At 73.2% G+C, this 17,460-nt stretch carries 16 protein-coding genes; 4 read left to right on the forward strand and 12 right to left on the reverse strand.

What is annotated here, in order from left to right; genetic code table 11:
* Entirely contained in the window at window positions 1-2,478 is a 2,478-nt protein-coding gene (locus OG505_RS10820) for a DUF4132 domain-containing protein (protein WP_405432933.1), read from the forward strand.
* A gap of 156 nt (window positions 2,479-2,634) precedes the next feature.
* Here OG505_RS10820 and OG505_RS10825 read toward each other — a convergent pair whose 3' ends face one another.
* The 6 genes from OG505_RS10825 to OG505_RS10850 form a co-directional block, all read right to left on the reverse strand.
* Window positions 2,635-3,249, reverse strand: a complete 615-nt coding sequence (locus tag OG505_RS10825; RefSeq protein ID WP_405432935.1) for a lactate utilization protein C — start codon at window positions 3,247-3,249, stop codon at window positions 2,635-2,637.
* Window positions 3,231-4,667: a LutB/LldF family L-lactate oxidation iron-sulfur protein gene (locus OG505_RS10830; protein WP_405434454.1), complete on the reverse strand. Its 1,437-nt coding sequence runs from the start codon at window positions 4,665-4,667 to the stop codon at window positions 3,231-3,233. Before OG505_RS10830 ends, OG505_RS10825 begins: the two co-directional genes overlap by 19 nt.
* A gap of 20 nt (window positions 4,668-4,687) precedes the next feature.
* On the reverse strand, window positions 4,688-5,455 hold the full coding sequence (locus OG505_RS10835) for a (Fe-S)-binding protein (RefSeq protein WP_405432936.1): 768 nt from the start codon (window positions 5,453-5,455) through the stop codon (window positions 4,688-4,690).
* Between the two features lie 40 nt (window positions 5,456-5,495).
* Window positions 5,496-6,245, reverse strand: coding sequence for an SDR family NAD(P)-dependent oxidoreductase (locus tag OG505_RS10840; RefSeq protein ID WP_405432937.1), 750 nt, complete (start codon window positions 6,243-6,245; stop codon window positions 5,496-5,498).
* Window positions 6,242-7,093 carry a fumarylacetoacetate hydrolase family protein gene (locus OG505_RS10845; RefSeq protein WP_405432938.1) on the reverse strand — a complete coding sequence of 284 codons (852 nt, stop codon included), beginning with the start codon at window positions 7,091-7,093 and terminating at the stop codon, window positions 6,242-6,244. Before OG505_RS10845 ends, OG505_RS10840 begins: the two co-directional genes overlap by 4 nt.
* A gap of 97 nt (window positions 7,094-7,190) precedes the next feature.
* Entirely contained in the window at window positions 7,191-8,009 is an 819-nt protein-coding gene (locus tag OG505_RS10850; RefSeq protein WP_405432939.1) for a helix-turn-helix domain-containing protein, read from the reverse strand.
* 138 nt (window positions 8,010-8,147) lie between these two features.
* Between OG505_RS10850 and OG505_RS10855 the strand changes: the two genes are divergently transcribed.
* A complete protein-coding gene (locus OG505_RS10855) occupies window positions 8,148-8,516 on the forward strand; it encodes a nuclear transport factor 2 family protein (protein ID WP_405432940.1) in 369 nt (122 codons plus the stop codon).
* Window positions 8,517-8,536: 20 nt separating this feature from the next.
* Here the strand turns inward: OG505_RS10855 and OG505_RS10860 are convergent, their stop codons facing one another.
* Both OG505_RS10860 and OG505_RS10865 read right to left on the reverse strand, forming a co-directional pair.
* The gene (locus OG505_RS10860; protein ID WP_405432941.1) at window positions 8,537-9,421 is read right to left on the reverse strand and encodes an MHYT domain-containing protein; all 885 of its coding nucleotides are present in this window, start codon (window positions 9,419-9,421) and stop codon (window positions 8,537-8,539) included.
* Window positions 9,422-9,586: 165 nt separating this feature from the next.
* A complete protein-coding gene (locus OG505_RS10865; RefSeq protein ID WP_405432943.1) occupies window positions 9,587-12,388 on the reverse strand; it encodes a DEAD/DEAH box helicase in 2,802 nt (933 codons plus the stop codon).
* An 86-nt stretch (window positions 12,389-12,474) separates the two neighbouring features.
* Between OG505_RS10865 and OG505_RS10870 the strand changes: the two genes are divergently transcribed.
* A complete protein-coding gene (locus OG505_RS10870; protein WP_405432945.1) occupies window positions 12,475-13,245 on the forward strand; it encodes an HAD family hydrolase in 771 nt (256 codons plus the stop codon).
* A gap of 19 nt (window positions 13,246-13,264) precedes the next feature.
* Here OG505_RS10870 and OG505_RS10875 read toward each other — a convergent pair whose 3' ends face one another.
* The 3 genes from OG505_RS10875 to OG505_RS10885 all read right to left on the reverse strand — a co-directional run bounded on the left by OG505_RS10875 (window position 13,265) and on the right by OG505_RS10885 (window position 15,303).
* Window positions 13,265-13,663: a PIN domain-containing protein gene (locus tag OG505_RS10875; RefSeq protein ID WP_405432947.1), complete on the reverse strand. Its 399-nt coding sequence runs from the start codon at window positions 13,661-13,663 to the stop codon at window positions 13,265-13,267.
* Window positions 13,660-13,968 (reverse strand): hypothetical protein, encoded by a 309-nt coding sequence (locus OG505_RS10880; RefSeq protein WP_405432948.1) that lies wholly within the window; start codon window positions 13,966-13,968, stop codon window positions 13,660-13,662. Before OG505_RS10880 ends, OG505_RS10875 begins: the two co-directional genes overlap by 4 nt.
* A gap of 126 nt (window positions 13,969-14,094) precedes the next feature.
* Window positions 14,095-15,303: an MFS transporter gene (locus tag OG505_RS10885; protein WP_405432950.1), complete on the reverse strand. Its 1,209-nt coding sequence runs from the start codon at window positions 15,301-15,303 to the stop codon at window positions 14,095-14,097.
* A gap of 320 nt (window positions 15,304-15,623) precedes the next feature.
* On the opposite strand from OG505_RS10885, the gene OG505_RS10890 reads away from it, so the two are divergent.
* Window positions 15,624-16,541 carry an EamA family transporter gene (locus OG505_RS10890; RefSeq protein ID WP_405432952.1) on the forward strand — a complete coding sequence of 306 codons (918 nt, stop codon included), beginning with the start codon at window positions 15,624-15,626 and terminating at the stop codon, window positions 16,539-16,541.
* On the opposite strand, the gene OG505_RS10895 is transcribed toward OG505_RS10890, so the two are convergent.
* Window positions 16,504-17,388 carry a diacylglycerol kinase family protein gene (locus OG505_RS10895; RefSeq protein WP_405434456.1) on the reverse strand — a complete coding sequence of 295 codons (885 nt, stop codon included), beginning with the start codon at window positions 17,386-17,388 and terminating at the stop codon, window positions 16,504-16,506. The genes OG505_RS10890 and OG505_RS10895 overlap by 38 nt on opposite strands.
* Window positions 17,389-17,460 lie beyond the last annotated feature (72 nt).

Raw genomic sequence — 17,460 nt, forward strand, 5'->3', positions numbered from 1 at the left:
ATGGGCGACTGGTCGGCGCTCCTGCCCCACCTGAGCGATGCGGACCGACGGCAGGTGGAGACCGGTGTCGCCGAGGCCGACGAACGGATCCGGGCGGTGCTGAGGATCGCGAGCACGTACTTCTGGGGTTCCTCGGTGACCAGCGTGCCGGAATGGGCCGCCGTCGAGTCGTGGCCGGCCGAGGAGCGTCGCCGCGCCGCCCTGGCCATGCACCGGGAGTCGGCGAACGGCTCAATCCCCACCGCGCTGAACGACGTGGTGCGCAACCTCGCCGCCGGGGACGTCCCGTTCACGCGTGCGGACCTGGTGTGGTGCCTGGAGGTCGTCGCTCGCGGAGGCGGCTTCGACAACGGCGCCCACCTGGAGCTGCCCGCCCTGATCGCGCCGCGCCTGACGGCCGCCGAGCTGGCCGACCTGGTGCCGGCGCTGTCCGCCCTGGTCAGTGAGCTGGTCGACGACTACTTCATCGCGGCGGGGCCCCGCCGACGTGCCGTGACGCTGCTCGGCCGGGCGATCGACCGCGCCACCGGCAGCCGCCTGCCGGCATGGCTGTTGCACGACGGGGACACCTTCGGGCCAGCCGTACGCGCCGACCTGGGGGCCGCCCTCGTCGCGCCGGGGGTGCCGGAGTTGCTGGAGCACTGCGCCGCGCTGGACAAACCGGCGGCGACCGCGAAGTGGTTGCGCCGCCTCGACGAACTGCTCGCGGCCGCGCCCGGTGGCCGGCAGGTCGTCCGCCGGCTCCTCGACGCGTTCACCGCTCACGGGCGGACCATCCACGACGACTCGGACCGTCTCCTGCGCGGGCTGGGCTGGGCGTTGTCGCGCGAGCGCGACGAGAAGGCGACGGACCTGTTGGCGCGGGTCACCGCCAGTGCGGCGGCAGCGCCGCGCCAGGCCGCTGGATTCCCGCACGCCCCGCGCACGGCGATCGCGGCGGTACGCCTGCTGGCCGACCGCGACGGCGACGTGCCACTACGCACGCTGGCCCGGCTGGCCGTGACGGTCCGCAACAAGGGGGTGCGAAGCCGGGTCCAGGCCGCGCTGACCCAGCTCGGCGCGCGACGCGGGTGGTCGCTCAGCGAGGTCATGGAGCTGACCGTCGACGACCACGGGCTCGGGCCCGACGGGTGCCTGCGCACACCGGTCGGCCCGTACGAGGCGACCGTCGAGATCGTGGACGACCGGGCACGCCTGGTCTTCGCCCGCGACGGCGTCGCGCTCAAGGGCGTCCCGGCACCGGTGAAGCGGGCCCATGGCGACGAGCTGACGCAGCTGCGGGACGTCGTCAAGCGGGTCGGCGCGACCCTGGTCAGCGAGCGCCAGCGGGTGGAGGGGCTGCTGTCGGAGGAGCGCACCTGGTCGTACCCGGACTGGTCGTCGCGATTCCTCGACCACCCGGTCACCGCGACCTACGGGCGGCGCCTGCTGTGGGAGACCAGCACCGACGGCCAGCGCTGGACGGCGGGTCTGCCCCGACGGGACGGCGACGGGTGGACGATCGTCGACCGGGACGGTCGGGCCCTCGCGCACGGGTCGGTCCGGTTGTGGCATCCCGTCCGCGCGAGCACGGCCGAGGTGCTCGCCTGGCGTGGGCACCTGGTCGCCGCCGGCCTGGCGCAGCCGTTCAAGCAGGTCTTCCGGGAGGTCTACCCGCGCACCCCGGCCGAGGAGAAGACGCACACCTACTCCAACCGGTTCGCCGGGCACATCCTGCGCTACCGGCAGGCCAACGCCCTGCTGCGCGCCCGCGGCTGGCAGGCCGGCTACCTCGGCACCTGGGACGGCGGGTACGACAGCGAAGCCACCAAGGTCCTCGGCGGCGGGGCGTGGCGGGCGTCCTTCCACCAGGCGCTTGTCGACAACCCGGATCCACACCACTACGACGTCGAGTACTGCTCGACCGACCAGGTGCGTTTCGCCCGACACGACGGGACGACCTGGCTGCCCGCACCGGTCATCGACGTGCCACCGCTGGTGTTCAGCGAGGCCATGCGCGACGTGGACCTGTTCGTCGGCGTCACCTCGATCGCCACCGACCCGCAGTGGGCCGATCGCGGCGAGGACCGGTTCTCCGCCTACTGGCAGCGCACGGCCATGGCGGAGCTGACCCCGTCGGCGCAGGTCCGCCGGGACGCGCTCGCGCGGCTGCTGCCCCGGATGGCAATCGCCGACCGGGTGGACCTCACGGACCGGTATCTGCGGGTCCGGGGCGACCTGGGCGCGTACCGGATCCACCTCGGGTCGGGCAACGTCATGATGGAGCCCGACGACGCGTACCTGTGCATCGTCGCCGCGCGCGCACAGACCGGGCGTCTGCACCTGCCGTTCGACGACGACCCCATGCTGTCCACGATCCTGTCCAAGGCGATCATGCTCGCCGCCGACCACCGGATCACCGACCCCACCGTGCTGAGCCAACTGCGACCCACGGAGATCGACTCATGCCGACTGAGCGAGTGGACTACCGGCGCATAGCCACCGAGATCGCCGAGAAGATCTGGCCGAACAGCACGCCGTGCACATCTCCACGATCAACCGGGTCATGACAATCCTGAAAGACCGCGGGTTGGTCGAGGGACATCCCGGTAAGGGTGTCTACGTAGCCGAGGAATGACCTGAGGCCGGCCCGGGTCAGGGCAGCAGGACGACGTGCAACTGGCGGGGGCCGTGCACCCCTTCGACGCGGATCAACTCGATGTCGCTGGTGGCCGACGGACCACTGATCCAGGTCAGCGGGCGGTGCGGCGTCAGTCGGGCCAGGGCCTCGGGCACGGTGGCCACCACCTGCTGGGCGCGCAGGACGCACACGTGCCGGTCCGGCAGGAGGCTGAGCACCCGGCGGCCCTGGTCGGGCGAGCCGTCGAGGACGATCGTTCCGGTCTGGGCGATGGCGACAGCGGCGGCGGTGACGACGGCGTCCGCGGCGCCGATCCGCGCGTGGTCGAGGCCGTCGTCGGTCAGCGCGGTCACCGTCGGCGGCAGCCAGGCGGGCGGCAGACCCGGCGGTACGACGACGGTGCCCCCCGCCGGCAGGAGGTCGGCGATCGTGTCGGCGACGGCGGCCTCGGCGACCCGGTGCACGTGCGCCCGGTAGTCGGTCAGCCGCTGCGCCAACTGGTCCAGGTCGACGGTGTCGGCCTGCCGGTAGTCGCGGGGCACCGCCGCCGGGGCGGGGCCGCCGGTGGCGAGCGCGGCCCGCAGCCGGCCGAGGACGAGGTCCCGGGAGGTCACCGTTCGGCCCACCATTCGCGGAACGTCTGCGCTGGCGGGTCCGGCAGGTCCCGGCTGGCGGTCCAGCCGTTCAGCGGTGGAGGCAGCCCGCGGCCACGCCGACCGGCGAGCCGGCTCAGCCGCGCGGCGCGCTGCCCGGCCGCGTACAGCCGGGGTCGGTCCATCGTGTACGCGGCGGCGGCCATCGCGATCGACTCGGCGGTGGGCCGCGGTCGCGACTCGACGGCCTCGGCACGCAGGTGCACCAGCAGCTCCGGGATGTTGATTTTGACGGGGCAGGCGTCGTAGCAGGCGCCGCAGAGCGTCGACGCGTACGGCAGGGAGGCGTTGTCCTCGATGCCGGTGAGCTGGGGCGACAACACCGCCCCGATGGGCCCCGGGTACACCGACCCGTAGGCGTGGCCGCCGGCGCGCTCGTAGACCGGGCACACGTTGAGGCACGCCGAGCAGCGGATACACCCCAGCGCCTGCCGGCCGACCTCGTCGGCGAGCACCGCGCTGCGCCCGTTGTCGAGCAGGACCAGGTGAAACGCCTGCGGCCCGTCGCCCGGGGTCACACCCGTCCACATCGAGGTGTACGGGTTCATCCGCTCCCCCGTCGACGCCCGCGGCAGCAGCTGGAGGAAGACCTCCAGGTCCCGCCAGGTCGGCACCACCTTCTCCACGCCCATCACGGTGATGAGGGTGTCCGGCAGGGTCAGGCACATCCGCCCGTTGCCCTCGGACTCGACCACGGCCAGGGTGCCCGTCTCGGCGACGGCGAAGTTCGCGCCGGACACCGCCACCGGCGTACTCAGGAACGTCTCGCGCAGAAACCGGCGTGCGGCGGCCGCGAGGGCCGTCGGGTCGTCGGTGAGCGCCGGGTCGACGCCGGGCATCTCGCGGAGGAAGATCTCCCGGATCTCGGCCCGGTTGCGGTGGATCGCGGGCACCAGGATGTGGCTCGGCCGGTCGTCGCCGAGCTGCACGATCAGCTCCGCCAGGTCCGTCTCGACGGCGGTGATCCCGGCCGCTTCGAGGGCCTCGTTGAGGCCGATCTCCTGGGTCGCCATGGACTTGACCTTGATGACCCGGTCCGCGCCGGCCGCGCGGACGAGGTCGGTGACGATGCGGTTGGCCTCGATGGCGTCCGCCGCCCAGTGCACCACGCCGCCGGCCTCGGTGACCTTTTCCTCAAGCTGTTTCAGCAGGTCGGGCAGGCGGTGCAGGGTGTCGGCCTTGATGGCCGCGCCCGCCGTGCGCAACTGCTCCCAGTCCGCCTGTTCGGCGATCACACCCGCGGACTTGGCCCGGATCGTCGTGGTGGCGTGGCGCAGGTTGCGCCGCAGTTGCGGGTCGGCCAGGCTGCGCCGCGCGGCGCTCGGAAACGACTCGTCGCCGCGCAGGTGCCCCACGCCGGCCGGCGCGGTCACCGGTGGCGCGGTCGCCGGCATGCCGAGGAACGTCCGCCGGGTCACGGCCGGACCGCCGGTCGGGCGCTGGCCATGCCGCTCTGCTCGGTCGAGGCCAGGATCTCGGCGAGGTGCACGGTGCGCACCCCGGTCCGCAGCCGGGACAGGCCGCCGCCGATGTGCATGAGACACGAGACGTCCCCGGCGGCGCACACGTCGGCGCCGGTGGCGAGCACGTGGCGCATCTTGTCCGCCAGCATCGCCGTGGACGTCTCCGGGTTCTTCACGGCGAACGTGCCGCCGAACCCGCAACACTGCTCCGCCGCCGGCAACTCGACCAGGTCGAGGCCGCGCACCGCGCGCAGCAACTGTCGCGGCCGGTCGCCCACCCGCAGCATCCGCAGCGAGTGGCAGGTCGGATGGTAGGTGACCCGGTGCGGGTAGTACGCGCCCACGTCGGTCACCCCGAGCACGTCGACGAGCAGCTCCGACAGCTCGTACGTCCGCTCGGCCACCGACTCGGCCCGGCTGGCCAGCCGTACGTCGCCGGCCCGCCGGGCCACCATCGCGTGCTGGTGCCGCACCGACCCGACGCAGGAGCCCGACGGCGCGACGATCACGTCGTACGGGTCGAAGACCCGCACGTGCCGGCGTACCAGGGGAACGGCCTCGCGCTGGTAGCCGGTGTTGACGTGCATCTGCCCGCAGCAGGTCTGCTCCTGCGGGAAGAGCACGTCGTGGCCGAGCCGCTCCAGCAGCCGCACCGTCGCGGTGGCCGCCTGCGGGAACATGGTGTCGGCCAGGCAGGTCACGAACAGCGCGATGCGCACGGCCCGCCTCCCCCCACCGACCGCCGCAGGCCGGCCGCCGTCACGGCCGGACCCGCAGGTGGGTGACCCCACCGTCGACGTCCAACACCGTACCCGTGGTCGACGCCGACAGCGGCGACGCGAGGTAGACGATCGCGTTCGCGACCTCCTTCGGCGTCACCAGTCGTCCGATGGGCTGGCGGGCCTGCAGCGCCACGCGTTCGGCGGCCGGGTCGTCCGCCTGCGCCAGCAACCGTCCCACCCAGGGCGTGTCGGCGGTGCCGGGGCAGACGCAGTTGAACCGGATGCCCTCGCGGACGTGGTCGGTGGCCATGGCGAGGGTCAGCGACAGCACAGCGCCCTTGCTGGCCGAGTAGAGCGCCCGGCCGGGCAGGCCGTTGAGCGCGGCGATGGACGAGAGGTTGACGACCGACGCGTGCTCCGAGCGGCGCAGCCAGGGCAGGGCCGCGCTGACGACGCGCGCCATGCCGACCACGTTGACGTCGAGCACACGGTGCCACTCGTCGTCGGTCTGGTCGGCGACGGTCCCGGTCGCGCCGATCCCAGCGTTGTTGACCACCACGTCGATGCCGCCGAGTGCGTCGGCTGCCGCGGCGACCGCCTGCTGCACCGACGGGCGGCTCGACACATCGGCGGCGATGCCGGCGATGCCCTCCGGCAGGCCGCTCGGGTCGAGGTCGAGCACGGCCACCCGGGCGCCCCGCTCGCGCAGCTCCACGGCGGTGGCGCGGCCGATGCCGGAGGAGCCGCCGGTGACCAGCGCCGCCAGCCCGGCGAACTCCCTGCTCATGCCGCCACCAACGTCTGGCGTGCCCGCCCCAGGCCGGCGACCTCCAGCTCCACCACGTCGCCGGCGCGCAGGTACGGGTGATCCGGAAGACCCAGCGCCACCCCAGCGGGCGTACCCGTGTTGATGACGTCGCCGGGGTACAGGACCATGAACTGGCTGAGATACCAGACAACGTGCGCGACCGGGAAGATCATGTCCTGGGTGGACCCGTCCTGGCGGAGAACCCCGTTCACCCACAACCGCAGCGCCAGCGACTGTGGGTCGTCGATCTCGTCGGCCGGCACCAGGCTCGGTCCCAGCGGGTTGAAGGTCTCGCAGCTCTTGCCCTTGTCCCACTGGCCCCCGCGCTCCAACTGGAACGCCCGCTCGGAGACGTCGTGCGACACCGCGTACCCCGCGATGTGCCGCATCGCCTCCTGCGGGGAGTCGGCGTAGCGGATGGTCGAGCCGACGACGACCGCGAGTTCGACCTCCCAGTCGGTCTTCGTCGAGCCGCGCGGAACGAGAACGTCGTCGTACGCCCCGACGATGGTCATCGGGTCCTTCATGAAGACCACCGGCTCGGCCGGCAGCGCCGCACCCGTCTCCGCCGCGTGATCGCGGTAGTTGAGTCCGATACAGACGATCTTGTGGGGCCGGGCGACGGGAGCACCCACCCGCAGGCTGTCGGCGTCGGGCAGCTCGGCCAGCTCGCCATGGTCGAGCGCGACCCGCGTCCGCGCGATCCCGTCCGACGCCCAGAACGCCCCGTCCAGGTCGGCGGTGAGCGGCCGCAGGTCGAAGGTCGTACCGTCGCGCTGGACGACCGGGATCTCCTGGCCGCTCGGGCCGAGGCGCTGGAAGTTCATCTCACTCTCCTCTGTGTCCGGGCTGACTGGCGGGTGGCGGACACCCCCGCATTCAACACCGGCACGCCCCGCGCCCGGCACGGCGGGATCACGTCGGTCAGCTCGGTGGGACGTCGTCGCCGCCGCGTACGCCGAGGGCGCGCAGCGTCGCCGCGTCGGCGGGGAAGAACGACTCGACGGCCAGCCCGGCGACGGTGACGTCGAGCGGGGTGCCGAACACGGTGGTGGTGCTGAGGAAGGACAGGTCCCGGCCGTGGTGGCGGTACCGGAGCCCGACGGCGACCCGCGAGACCGGGTCGTCCAAAGCCGGAGAATGGCCGTTGGCGCCGGGATAGCCGCGCAGCTCCTCGTGCAGCTCGTGCAGGACCGCGTCGCCGGTGGCGGCGGCCGTCTGGCGCAGCCGGGTGAGCAGGTGCGTCCGCCACTCGGGCAGGTTGCCGATCCGCGGGGCCATGCCGTCGGGGTGCAGGCTGAGCCGCAGGACGTTGACCGGAGGGATGAGCAGGTGCGGCGCCGCGCCCTCGGTGAACAACGCCACTGCGGGGTTGGCCTCGACGAGCTGCCAGTGCTGGTCGATGAGCACCGCCGGGTACGGGCCGTGGCCGTCCAGGATCCGCCGTACGGCGGCACGCACCGGGGCCAACTCCGGGTCGTCCAGCTCGTGGCGGGGGTAGGCGGGCGCGTACCCGCCGGCGAGCAGGATGGTGTTGCGGTCCGCCAGCGGTACGTCGAGCTGCTCGGCGAGCCGCAGGATCAGCTCGGGGCTCGGCCGGGACCTTCCGGTCTCCACGAAGCTCAGATGTCGAGCCGAGATTCCCGTCTCGATGGACAGGTCCAGTTGGCTCATCCGGCGGCTCTGGCGCCAGTCGCGCAGCAGCTCTCCGACCCGTCGTACCGGTCTGGTCGTCGTCGTCACGCGACCGACCCTAGTGATCGCGCCGGCGCACGGACCATTACCTCCGACGTAATCGACAGCACCCCGGGCTGACCGCAACCATTTCTCTCGAGAGCGGCGCCCACCGCCGCTCGTCACCCGACGATGAGGAGAGAAGTCATGGCTACGAGCTTCGACGCGCTGGCCGAGCGGTACATCGCGATCTGGAACGAGACCGACCCGGCCCGCCGCCGTACGCAGATCGCCGACGTCTGGGCCCCGGACGCCCGCTATGTCGACCCGCTCACCGTCGCCGAGGGCCGGGACGCGATCGACGCGACGATCGCGGCCGTGCAGGGCCAGTTTCCCGGCATGACGTTCCGGCTGGCCGGCCCGGTCGACGGCCACCACGACCAGGTCCGGTTCACCTGGGAGCTGGGGCCCGACGGGGTCGAAGCGCCGGTCGTGGGCTTCGACGTCGCCGTGCTGGACGGCAACGGGCAGCTCAGCCAGGTGCTCGGCTTCCTGGACCGGGTCCCGGTGGCCTGATCGTGCCCCCGGCGGGGGTGTCAGCGCGGCGGGGTGTCCCGGCGCGACGGGAACGGGGTGCCGGGCTGCCCGAGGGTGGAGCGGGCCCGCAGCCCGACCGGGTCCGGGGCGGTCACCGGCGCGGCCGGGGCCGGCTCCGGCGCCCGGCGCGCGTCGAGGTACGCGGCGGCGGCCCGGTCGTCGTCGGTGGGCGCGGCGAGCAGGGCGTAGAGCAGCCCGACCACCCCGAAGATCACCGCCACGACGATCGGCACCAGCAACGCGCTCACCGCGGTGCCGGTCACCCCGCCCGCGCGTTCGTGCAGGTGCACCGAGAGCGCGCTCATGCCGGTGAAGTGCATGCCGTTCACGGCGACGCCCATGACCAGCGCGGACGCGAAGATCGCCAGTCCGCGCCGGACGGTCATCGCGAGCCACAGCGCGACTGTCGCGGCGACGACCGCGATGACCACCGAGAGGATGACACGGGTGCTGTCGTAGCCGAGGCTGCCGTTGAGGCGCATCGCCGCCATGCCCGTGTAGTGCATGGCGGCGACGCCGGCGCCGGTGAAGACGCCACCGGCGATGAGGCGTACCGGATTCAGCCGGCCGGTGCCGACGATGGCCAGGCCGATACCGACGGCGACCACCGCGATCGCGGTGCTGGCGGCGGTGAGGGGCACGTCGTACCGGATGCGGGTGCCGTCGACGGCGAAGCCGAGCATGGCCATGAAGTGCATCGCCCAGATGGCCGTGCCGCCGAGCGCCCAGGCGGCCAGCAGGCCCCACCAGGCGCGTTGACCGGCGGTGCGGGCCGTACGGATGCGACCGGCGCAAACGAGCCCGAGGACCGAGCCGAGCACGGACAGCGCGTAGCTCAGCGCTGGTGTGATCCACCCGTACTCAAAGTGATTGATGTCCGCCACGGCGTTTCTCTCCCCATTCGTTACCGGCGCGTAAGCACGGCACTCGGGCAATGATCAGGGGCGCTCCGACCCGGCGCAACAGCGCCCCCCGGCCTGTTCGGGGGGTGCCGTCGCGGTGACCGTCCGATGCGTCGGTTCGAGGACGAAGCTGACCGAAAATGATTATCAGGCAGAGGTGTGGTACGCCAGCACGCCCCGGTTGATGGCCGCTATCGCCTGCCGGGCGGTGGAGCGCAGCTCCGGCGAGGCGCCGCCGGAGTCGGCAAGTTGACCGAGCAGGTCGACCACCTGCCGGGCCCACCGGACGAAGTCGCCGGCGGGCATCTCCCCGTCGATCTCGTGCCCGCTGCCGAGCACCTTGGCCAGCGCCTCGCCCCGCGCCCACCGGTAGACCGGCCAGGCGAAGCCCAGATCCGGCTCCCGGGTCGCGGCGAGACCGCGCGCCGCCTCGTCGGCCTCGATCTCCCCCCACAGCTTCAGCGTCTCGTCGACGGCGTCGGCCACCGGGCCGCGCGGCAGCGACGCCCGCTCGTCGACGTCGCGACGCGCCTCGAAGACCACCACGGACACCGCGGCGGCCAACTCGGCCGGGGAGAGCCCGTCCCACACCCGTCGGCGCAGACACTCGGCGACCAGCAGATCCGCTTCCGTCCAGATCCGGCCGAGCATCCGGCCGGCGTCGGTGACCGCACCGTCGCGGGCGAGATAACCACGGTCGGTCAACAGCGCGACGATCCGGTCGAAGGTCCGCGCGAGAGACCCGGTGCGCCCGGACACCCGCTCGCGCAGCTCCTCGGTGTCCCGCTCCAGGCGACGGCGGCGCTCCGCCCAGCGGGCGTGCTCCTCGCGCTCCGGGCAGGCGTGGCAGGGATGGTTACGCAGCTCGGTACGGAGCTGGGTGAGCCGGTGGTCCTCGCCGGGCGTCTGCCGGGAGCGGCCACCGCGGCGACCGCCGTGCCGGTCCAGGCCGGTGCCGCTGACCTCGGCGGCCAGATCCCGCCGGGCACCCGGCGAGCGGTGGTTGAAGTGCTTGGGCACCCGGATGCGGGCGAGCACCTCGGCGGGGGTGGTGAAGTCGCCGGGGCTGACCCGCCCCGCCCAACGGTCCTGGGTGAGCACCAGCGGACGGGGTTCGCCGAAACCGCCGGTCGCCGGGTCCAGCACGACGGCCAGGCCGGCCCGCCGGCCCGACGGCACCCGGATCACGTCACCGATCCGCAGCCGCTCCAGCGACGCCACGGCGGCGGCCTTGCGCTGGGTCTGCCCCTGCCGGGCGATGGCCTTCTCCCGGTCGGCGATCGCCACCCGCAGCGCGAAGTACTCGTCGAAGTCGCCGTGGTGGCAGGCGGCCTCCGCGCCGTACGCCTCGATGGTCTCGGTGTTGCGCTGCACCTGCCGGGCCAGGCCGACCACCGACCGGTCGGCCTGGAACTGGGCGAACGACGACTCCAGCAGCGCCCGGGCGGGCTCCGCGCCGACCGTGCCGACCAGGTTCACCGCCATGTTGTACGAGGGCCGGAAGCTGGACCGCAGCGGATAGGTGCGGGTGGAGGCGAGCCCTGCCACGTGCCGGGGGTCGGTCTCCGGGGACCACACCACGACGGCGTGCCCCTCGACGTCGATGCCACGCCGGCCAGCACGGCCGGTGAGCTGGGTGTACTCCCCCGGAGTCAGGTCGACGTGCGCCTCGCCGTTGTACTTGACCAGCCGTTCCAGGACCACGCAGCGGGCCGGCATGTTGATGCCCAACGCGAGGGTCTCGGTGGCGAAGACCGCCTTGACCAGACCCCGGACGAACAGCTCCTCGACGATCTCCTTGAACACCGGCAGCATGCCGGCGTGGTGGGCCGCGAGGCCACGCTCCAACCCGTCGAGCCACTCCCAGTAGCCCAGCACCGTCAGGTCCTCGCCGGGGATGGCGGTGACCCGGGACTCGACCACCCGGCGGATCTCGGCCCGCTCGTCGGGCGAGGTGAGCCGCAGCCCGGCGGCGAGGCACTGCTGCACGGCGGCGGCGCAGCCGGCCCGGCTGAAGATGAACAGGATCGCCGGCAGCAGGCCCTCACGGTCCAGCCGGTCGACGATGTCCGGGCGCATCGGGCCGCGCCACCTCGGCCCACGCCGACCGGCGCCCGGCCCGGCGCTGCGCCCCTCCCCCAGCTCCAGGCGGCGCATCTGGTCGCGGGTGTAGCGCAGCAACTCCGGGTGCACGTCGTGCTTGCGGGCGGCGTCGGCGTCGTGGAACAGGTCGAACATCCGCTTGCCGACCAGCATGTGCTGCCACAGCGGCACCGGCCGGTGCTCGCTGACCACCACTGCCGTCTCACCGCGCACGGTGACCAGCCAGTCGGCGAACTCCTCGGCGTTGGACACGGTCGCCGACAGCGAGACCAGGGTGACCGAGGCGGGCAGGTGGATGATCACCTCTTCCCACACGCCACCGCGGAACCGGTCGGCGAGGTAGTGCACCTCGTCCATCACCACGTACGCCAGCCCCTGCAGGGTGCTCGACCCCGCGTAGAGCATGTTGCGCAGCACCTCGGTGGTCATCACCACCACGGGCGCGTCGCCGTTGATCGCGTTGTCGCCGGTGAGCAGGCCAACCTGCTCGGCGCCGTACCGGGCGACCAGATCGTGGTACTTCTGGTTGGACAGCGCCTTGATCGGCGTGGTGTAGAAGCACTTGCGCCGGGTCGGTGGCGTCGCGGCGGCGTCGGCCGCCGCCGGGTCGTCGGGCCGCCCGCGCAGCGCCAGGTGTACGGCGAACTCGCCGACCACGGTCTTACCGGCGCCGGTGGGGGCACAGACCAGCACGCCGCTGCCCCGCTCCAACGACTGACACGCCTCGCGCTGGAAGTCGTCGAGATCGAACCCCAGGTCCAGGGCGAACTCGTCCAGTGCCGGGAACTGCGCGGTCTGCGCGGCCCGGCGGCGCGCCGCTGCGTACCGCTCGGCGGGGCTCGACATGGCACCAAGATTAGTGCGTGCCGGGACACGACACCCGGCAAGGCCGTGCGCAGGGGCCGTCGGCGGCGGTCGGTAGGGTGCACGGCGTGCCGGACCATGCCGAACCGCCCCAGACCAGTCCGCCGGGCAGCGTCGCGGACGTCAGCGCCCCCCGGGCGTCCCGACGGCCCGTCAAGGCGGTGCTCTTCGACTTCCACGGCACCCTGGCCCAGGTGGAGGAGCCCCGGCAGTGGGTCACCGAAGCCGCCGCCGCGTGCGGGGTCACCCTGGACCGGGTTCGCGCCACCTCGCTGGCCGACCGGCTGCTCACCGCCGGTCGCGCGGGCGGTCCCCTGCCGGCCCGGGTGCCACCCCGGCTGGCCGAGCTGTGGGCCGACCGGGACCTCTACGCGCACGCGCACCGGGGCGCGTACACGGGGCTGGCCGAAACCGTGGACGCGGGCATCGAGGGCTTCGCCGACGCGCTCTACGAGCGGCTGCTCGTCGCCGAGGGCTGGCTACCGTACCCGGACACCGCCCCCACGCTGGCCGCGCTGCGTGACGCCGGTGTGCGGGTGGCGGTGGTCAGCAACATCGGCTTCGACCTGCGACCGCACTTCGACGCCTGGGGGTTGACCGACCTCGTCGACGCCTTCGTGCTGTCGTACGAGGTGGGGCGCTGCAAGCCCGATCCGGCGATCTTCTGGCGGGCGTGCGGAATGCTCGGCGTCGACCCCGAGCAGACGCTGATGGTCGGCGACACCCCGGCGGACGCGGGCGCGGTGGCCGCCGGCTGCGCGGTGCTGGTGCTCCCGGCCGCCGACCCGGGCCGGGAGAACGGCCTCGGCGCGGTCCTGGACCTGGCCCTGCCGGCCTGACCTGAGCCTGCCGACCCGGTCAGTCCGGGATGTGGATCACCGGTAGCTCGCCGTCGCCGTACCGGTCCTCCCCGGTCAGGATCGATGCGTCGTGTTCGAGCACGGCCAACGCTGTCGTGGCCAGGTCGGCACGACCCGTCGCGGTGCGCCAGAAGCTGAGTTCGTGCCAGGAGTGTCCCTCGGTGGAGAGCACCTCGCAGGCGTCGAGGGTCAACAGCCGGTGCAGGGTCGCTCGTTCCTTCGGGTCGCTGACGATCGCCAGGGTCTCCGCTGCGGTCACGGCGGTGACGCCGAACCGGTTGCGGTCCTGGATGACCTCGTGCAGCGGCTCCCCGACGTGCACCGACCCCGCCAGGTAGGCCAGCAGTGCCGAGCGGTCCAGCACGAGCCGGATCGGCCGGTCGTCCTCCGGGGTCACGCGGCCGGCTGCTCGACGGTGCCGGCGGCGGCGTTCAGCGCGTGGCGGCGTGCCCGCTCGCGAAGGGCCTCCCGGCGCTCCGGCGACCACTCGGCCTCAACGGCGGCACGGCGGGCACGCGCCTCGGCCACGCCCTGGTCGGTGATCTGGATGCCCTGGTGGGCCAGCTCGGCGTCCAGTGCGTCCAGGCGCATCCGGTCCCGGACGGCCTGGGTGATGTACGCGCTGGCGTTCGCCTCGTGCTCCAGACGCTCCGCCACGTCCGGGGGCACGGAGATCGACAGTTTCCGCATGGCGCTGGTCATACCCGCGACGCTACGCCGGTAGCACCGGGTTGGCGAACACCCGCAGCCGTGTCGGGTCTGCGGTGCCCACGCACGACCCCGGCTCCGAGCAGGCGGCAGCGCCGCTCGGAACCGGGGCCGGGGCTGTCAGACGGCGCCTGCTTCGCGCAGAGGACGCCACGCGACGACGGTGATCGTCGCCATCGCGACGGCGGCGACCCAGAACGGCGTGGTGATCTCCCAGGCGCTGGCGACGAGGCCACCGAGGATTGACCCCAGCGCGGCCCCGCCGAGATCCAGCAACGCGTACACGCTGCCGACCCGGCCGCGCAGGTGTGGCGGCACGACCCGTTGCCGGGCCGAGGTGACGGTGATTCCCCAGACCATGGCGTGGATGCTGAACACGACCAGGACGACGGCGGCTGTCCACGGAGTCGTCGTGATCGCGAGGGACACGTGCGTGACGACCTCGACGAGCAGACCGGCACGCAGCACGGCGACGCTGCCGAACGCCCGGGTGAGCCTGGCGGCGACCGTGGTGCCGACCAGGCCCCCGACCGCGAACGCGGTCAGCAGGATGCCGTAGCCGACGGTGGAGACGCCCAGGCGGTCCCGGCAGTAGAGGACGAACACGGCGAACGCCGCACCGAACGCGATGTTGCTCAGGCCCATGGTGAGCGCGAGGGTCCGCAGCAGGCGGTGCCGCCACAACCACCGCACACCGGCGGCAACCTCGTTCCGCAGGGACGTCCGCCGAGGCGGATTGCCAAGGACGGGGCCTGTGCGAATGCCCGCGATCAGCGCCGCGGACGTCGCGAACGTGAGCGCGTCGACACCGAACGGCACGGCGGCGGAGATGACGAACAGCCACGCGCCCAGCGGTTTGGCGACGAACTGGTTGCCGATGGTGAAGCTCGCGTAGAGCCGGGCGTTGGCGTTCGGCAGTTGCGCGGGGGTGACCAGGGCCGGAAGCAGGGCACCGAGGGCGGTGTCCGCGAGGGTTTCTCCCGTGCCCAGAAGGAAGAGCACCGCGTAGATGATGGCGACGGAGACGGTCCCCGTCGCGATGGTGGCCGCCAACCCTGCCAGGGCCACGGAGCGCACCACGTTGACGATCACGACCATGCGGCGCCGGTCCAGTCGATCGACATAGGCGCCGCTGATCAGGGCGAACAGCAGCCAGGGCAGTTGCTGGGCGAAGACGGCGCCGGCGACGAGGGCCGGATCGTCGCTGACGGAGGCGACAAGCAGCGGGCCGGCGGCCATGGTGACTCCGTCGCCGACGTTGGACACCGCCGCAGCGGTCCAGAGTTTGGTGAAGTCTGCGCCTAGACGCGCGGATACAGGGGCACGCAAAAGAGCTCCTCGAGCCAGGGAAGGAAACGGTCGTCGTGGGACCGCTCCGCGGCGAGGAGCACCAGGCCACCGGAGGAAATCTCCGGCGGCGCCCGATCAGTGCCCGGCGTGCCCTCGAGGCGAAGCGGAGACCGTGACCATGACGAGGCGCATTGCAGCTCCCAACTGTGGATCACTACCGGCCCGCGCAGGGTAGCCCGCCATCGACGCTCTCGTATCCCCCGAAGCAACGACCCTTCGCCACGAGCTGGGCGACGTGGGCTCGCGTTTTCGGGAGGTAGACACCGCCGGAGGGCCCCCCGAGCTGACCGCCTACCGTCGTGCCCGTGACGGAGACCCTGCTGCCCGCCCCGCGCTCGGCCGACGCGCCCGCCGAACGCCGCGGTGGGATCGTCGCCGTGGGGCTGGTGCTCGGCGGGGCGCTGTCGGTGCAGTTCGGCTCCGCCCTGGCCGCGCTGCTCTTTGCGCGTACCGGGGTGGCCGGGGCGGTCACCCTGCGGCTGACGATCTCGGCGGTGCTGCTGCTCATCGTGTGCCGGCCCCGGCTGCGCGGGCACGACCGTTCGGCCTGGCTCGCGGCCGGCGCGTTCGGGCTGGCCCTGGCCGGCATGAACTCGCTGTTCTACCAGGCCATCGAGCGGATCCCCCTCGGTCCGACGGTGACCCTGGAGGTGCTCGGCCCGCTGGCGCTGTCGGTGTTCACCGCCCGTCGGCTGGCGAGCTGGTGCTGGGCGGGGCTCGCGTTGGCCGGGGTGGCGCTGCTCGGGCAGGGCGGCTTCGACCGGCTCAACCCGGCGGGGGTGGCCTTCGCGTTCGGCGCGGGGGCCATGTGGGCCGCGTACATCGTACTCAGCGCACGGGTCGGCGACCGGTTCCCGGGCGCGGACGGGCTGGCCCTCGCGCTGGCCGTCGCCGCACTGGTCACCCTGCCGCTGGGCATCGTCGACGGCGGCGCCGTCCTGCTCGACCCGACGGTGCTGGCGCTGGGCACCGCCCTCGCGGTGCTCGCCTCCGGTCTGCCGTACACCCTGGAACTGCTGGCGCTGCGCCGGATGCCCACCGCCACCTTCGCGGTGCTGATGAGCCTCGGCCCGGCCATCGCCACCCTCGCCGGCTGGCTGGTGCTGCGGCAGGCGCTGACGCTGCTGGAGTGCGCCGCCATCGTGCTGGTCATCGCCGCCAGCATCGGCGCGGTACGGGTCAGAGCAGCAGCCGCAGAGCCCCCGGCACGGCGGTGATCGTCACCGGCAGGCGCAGCGAGCGTTCCCCGTCGGCGTACGTGACGATGTCGTCGGCGGCCAGCTCCACGGTACGGGCCCGGTAGCTGCTCACCAGCGGGTGGCTCACGTGAGTGCCCTGGTAGATGCGCGGCTTGACCCGGATGAGGGTCCGCCGGTCGACCCGACCGGCCACCACCACGTCGAGCAGCCCGTCGGTCGGATCGGCGTCGGGGCAGATCCGCATCCCACCGCCGTACGTCGGGCAGTTGCCCACCGCCACCAGCACCGCGTCCATCTCGTGCGGCACCCCGTCGAGGCGCAGCGTGTAGCGGCGCGGCCGGAGCCGGGCCAGCTCGACCACGATCGCCAGGTCGTACCGGCGGGGGCCGCGCGGCCAGCGCATCCGGTTGGCGCGCTCGTTGACGATCGCGTCGAAGCCCGCCGCGAGGACGGCCCCGTACCAGCGCTCGGTCCCGTCGACGCCGGTCATCCGGGCCAGGTCGACGACGCGGGTCCGATCGGCGCGCAGCGCCTCGGCGATCACCGCCACGGCGGCGACGGGATCGGCCGGAAAGCCGGTGTCGAGGGCGAAGTCGTTGCCGGTGCCGGCCGGTACCGGCCCGAACGGCACGTCGGTGCCGGCGACGGCCTGCATGGCCCGGTGCACGGTGCCGTCCCCGCCGATCGCGACCAGCGCGCCGACGCCGTCGGCGACCGCGGTACGACACGCCGCCTCCGCCTCGTTCGGACTGGACGCCGACAGCAACCGGACCGGGTGGCCGGCGGCGGCCAGCCCGTCCAGCAGTCGGGGCAGCAGCGTCCGGTGCCGCCCCCGGCCGGCCGTCGGGTTGGCGAGCACGGCCACCGGGCCACCCGCATCCCGGACGGGCTCGACCGGGTCGCCGACGGGCGGGGTGCGCTCGCCCGGGCCATCGGT

It is taken from the genome of Micromonospora sp. NBC_00617 (genome assembly GCF_045161355.1).
Taxonomy (GTDB): Bacteria; Actinomycetota; Actinomycetes; order Mycobacteriales; family Micromonosporaceae; genus Micromonospora.

Excerpts from the sequence above, each read along its gene's own strand:
- OG505_RS10880 (WP_405432948.1), bottom strand. The coding sequence starts at position 13,968 with ATGACCAGCGCCATGCGGAAACTGTCGATCTCCGTGCCCCCGGACGTG.
- OG505_RS10820 (WP_405432933.1), top strand. The coding sequence starts at position 1 with ATGGGCGACTGGTCGGCGCTCCTGCCCCACCTGAGCGATGCGGACCGA.
- OG505_RS10845 (WP_405432938.1), bottom strand. The coding sequence starts at position 7,093 with ATGAACTTCCAGCGCCTCGGCCCGAGCGGCCAGGAGATCCCGGTCGTC.
- OG505_RS10830 (WP_405434454.1), bottom strand. The coding sequence starts at position 4,667 with ATGCCGGCGACCGCGCCACCGGTGACCGCGCCGGCCGGCGTGGGGCAC.
- OG505_RS10865 (WP_405432943.1), bottom strand. The coding sequence starts at position 12,388 with ATGTCGAGCCCCGCCGAGCGGTACGCAGCGGCGCGCCGCCGGGCCGCG.
- OG505_RS10855 (WP_405432940.1), top strand. The coding sequence starts at position 8,148 with ATGGCTACGAGCTTCGACGCGCTGGCCGAGCGGTACATCGCGATCTGG.
- OG505_RS10840 (WP_405432937.1), bottom strand. The coding sequence starts at position 6,245 with ATGAGCAGGGAGTTCGCCGGGCTGGCGGCGCTGGTCACCGGCGGCTCC.
- OG505_RS10825 (WP_405432935.1), bottom strand. The coding sequence starts at position 3,249 with ATGGTGGGCCGAACGGTGACCTCCCGGGACCTCGTCCTCGGCCGGCTG.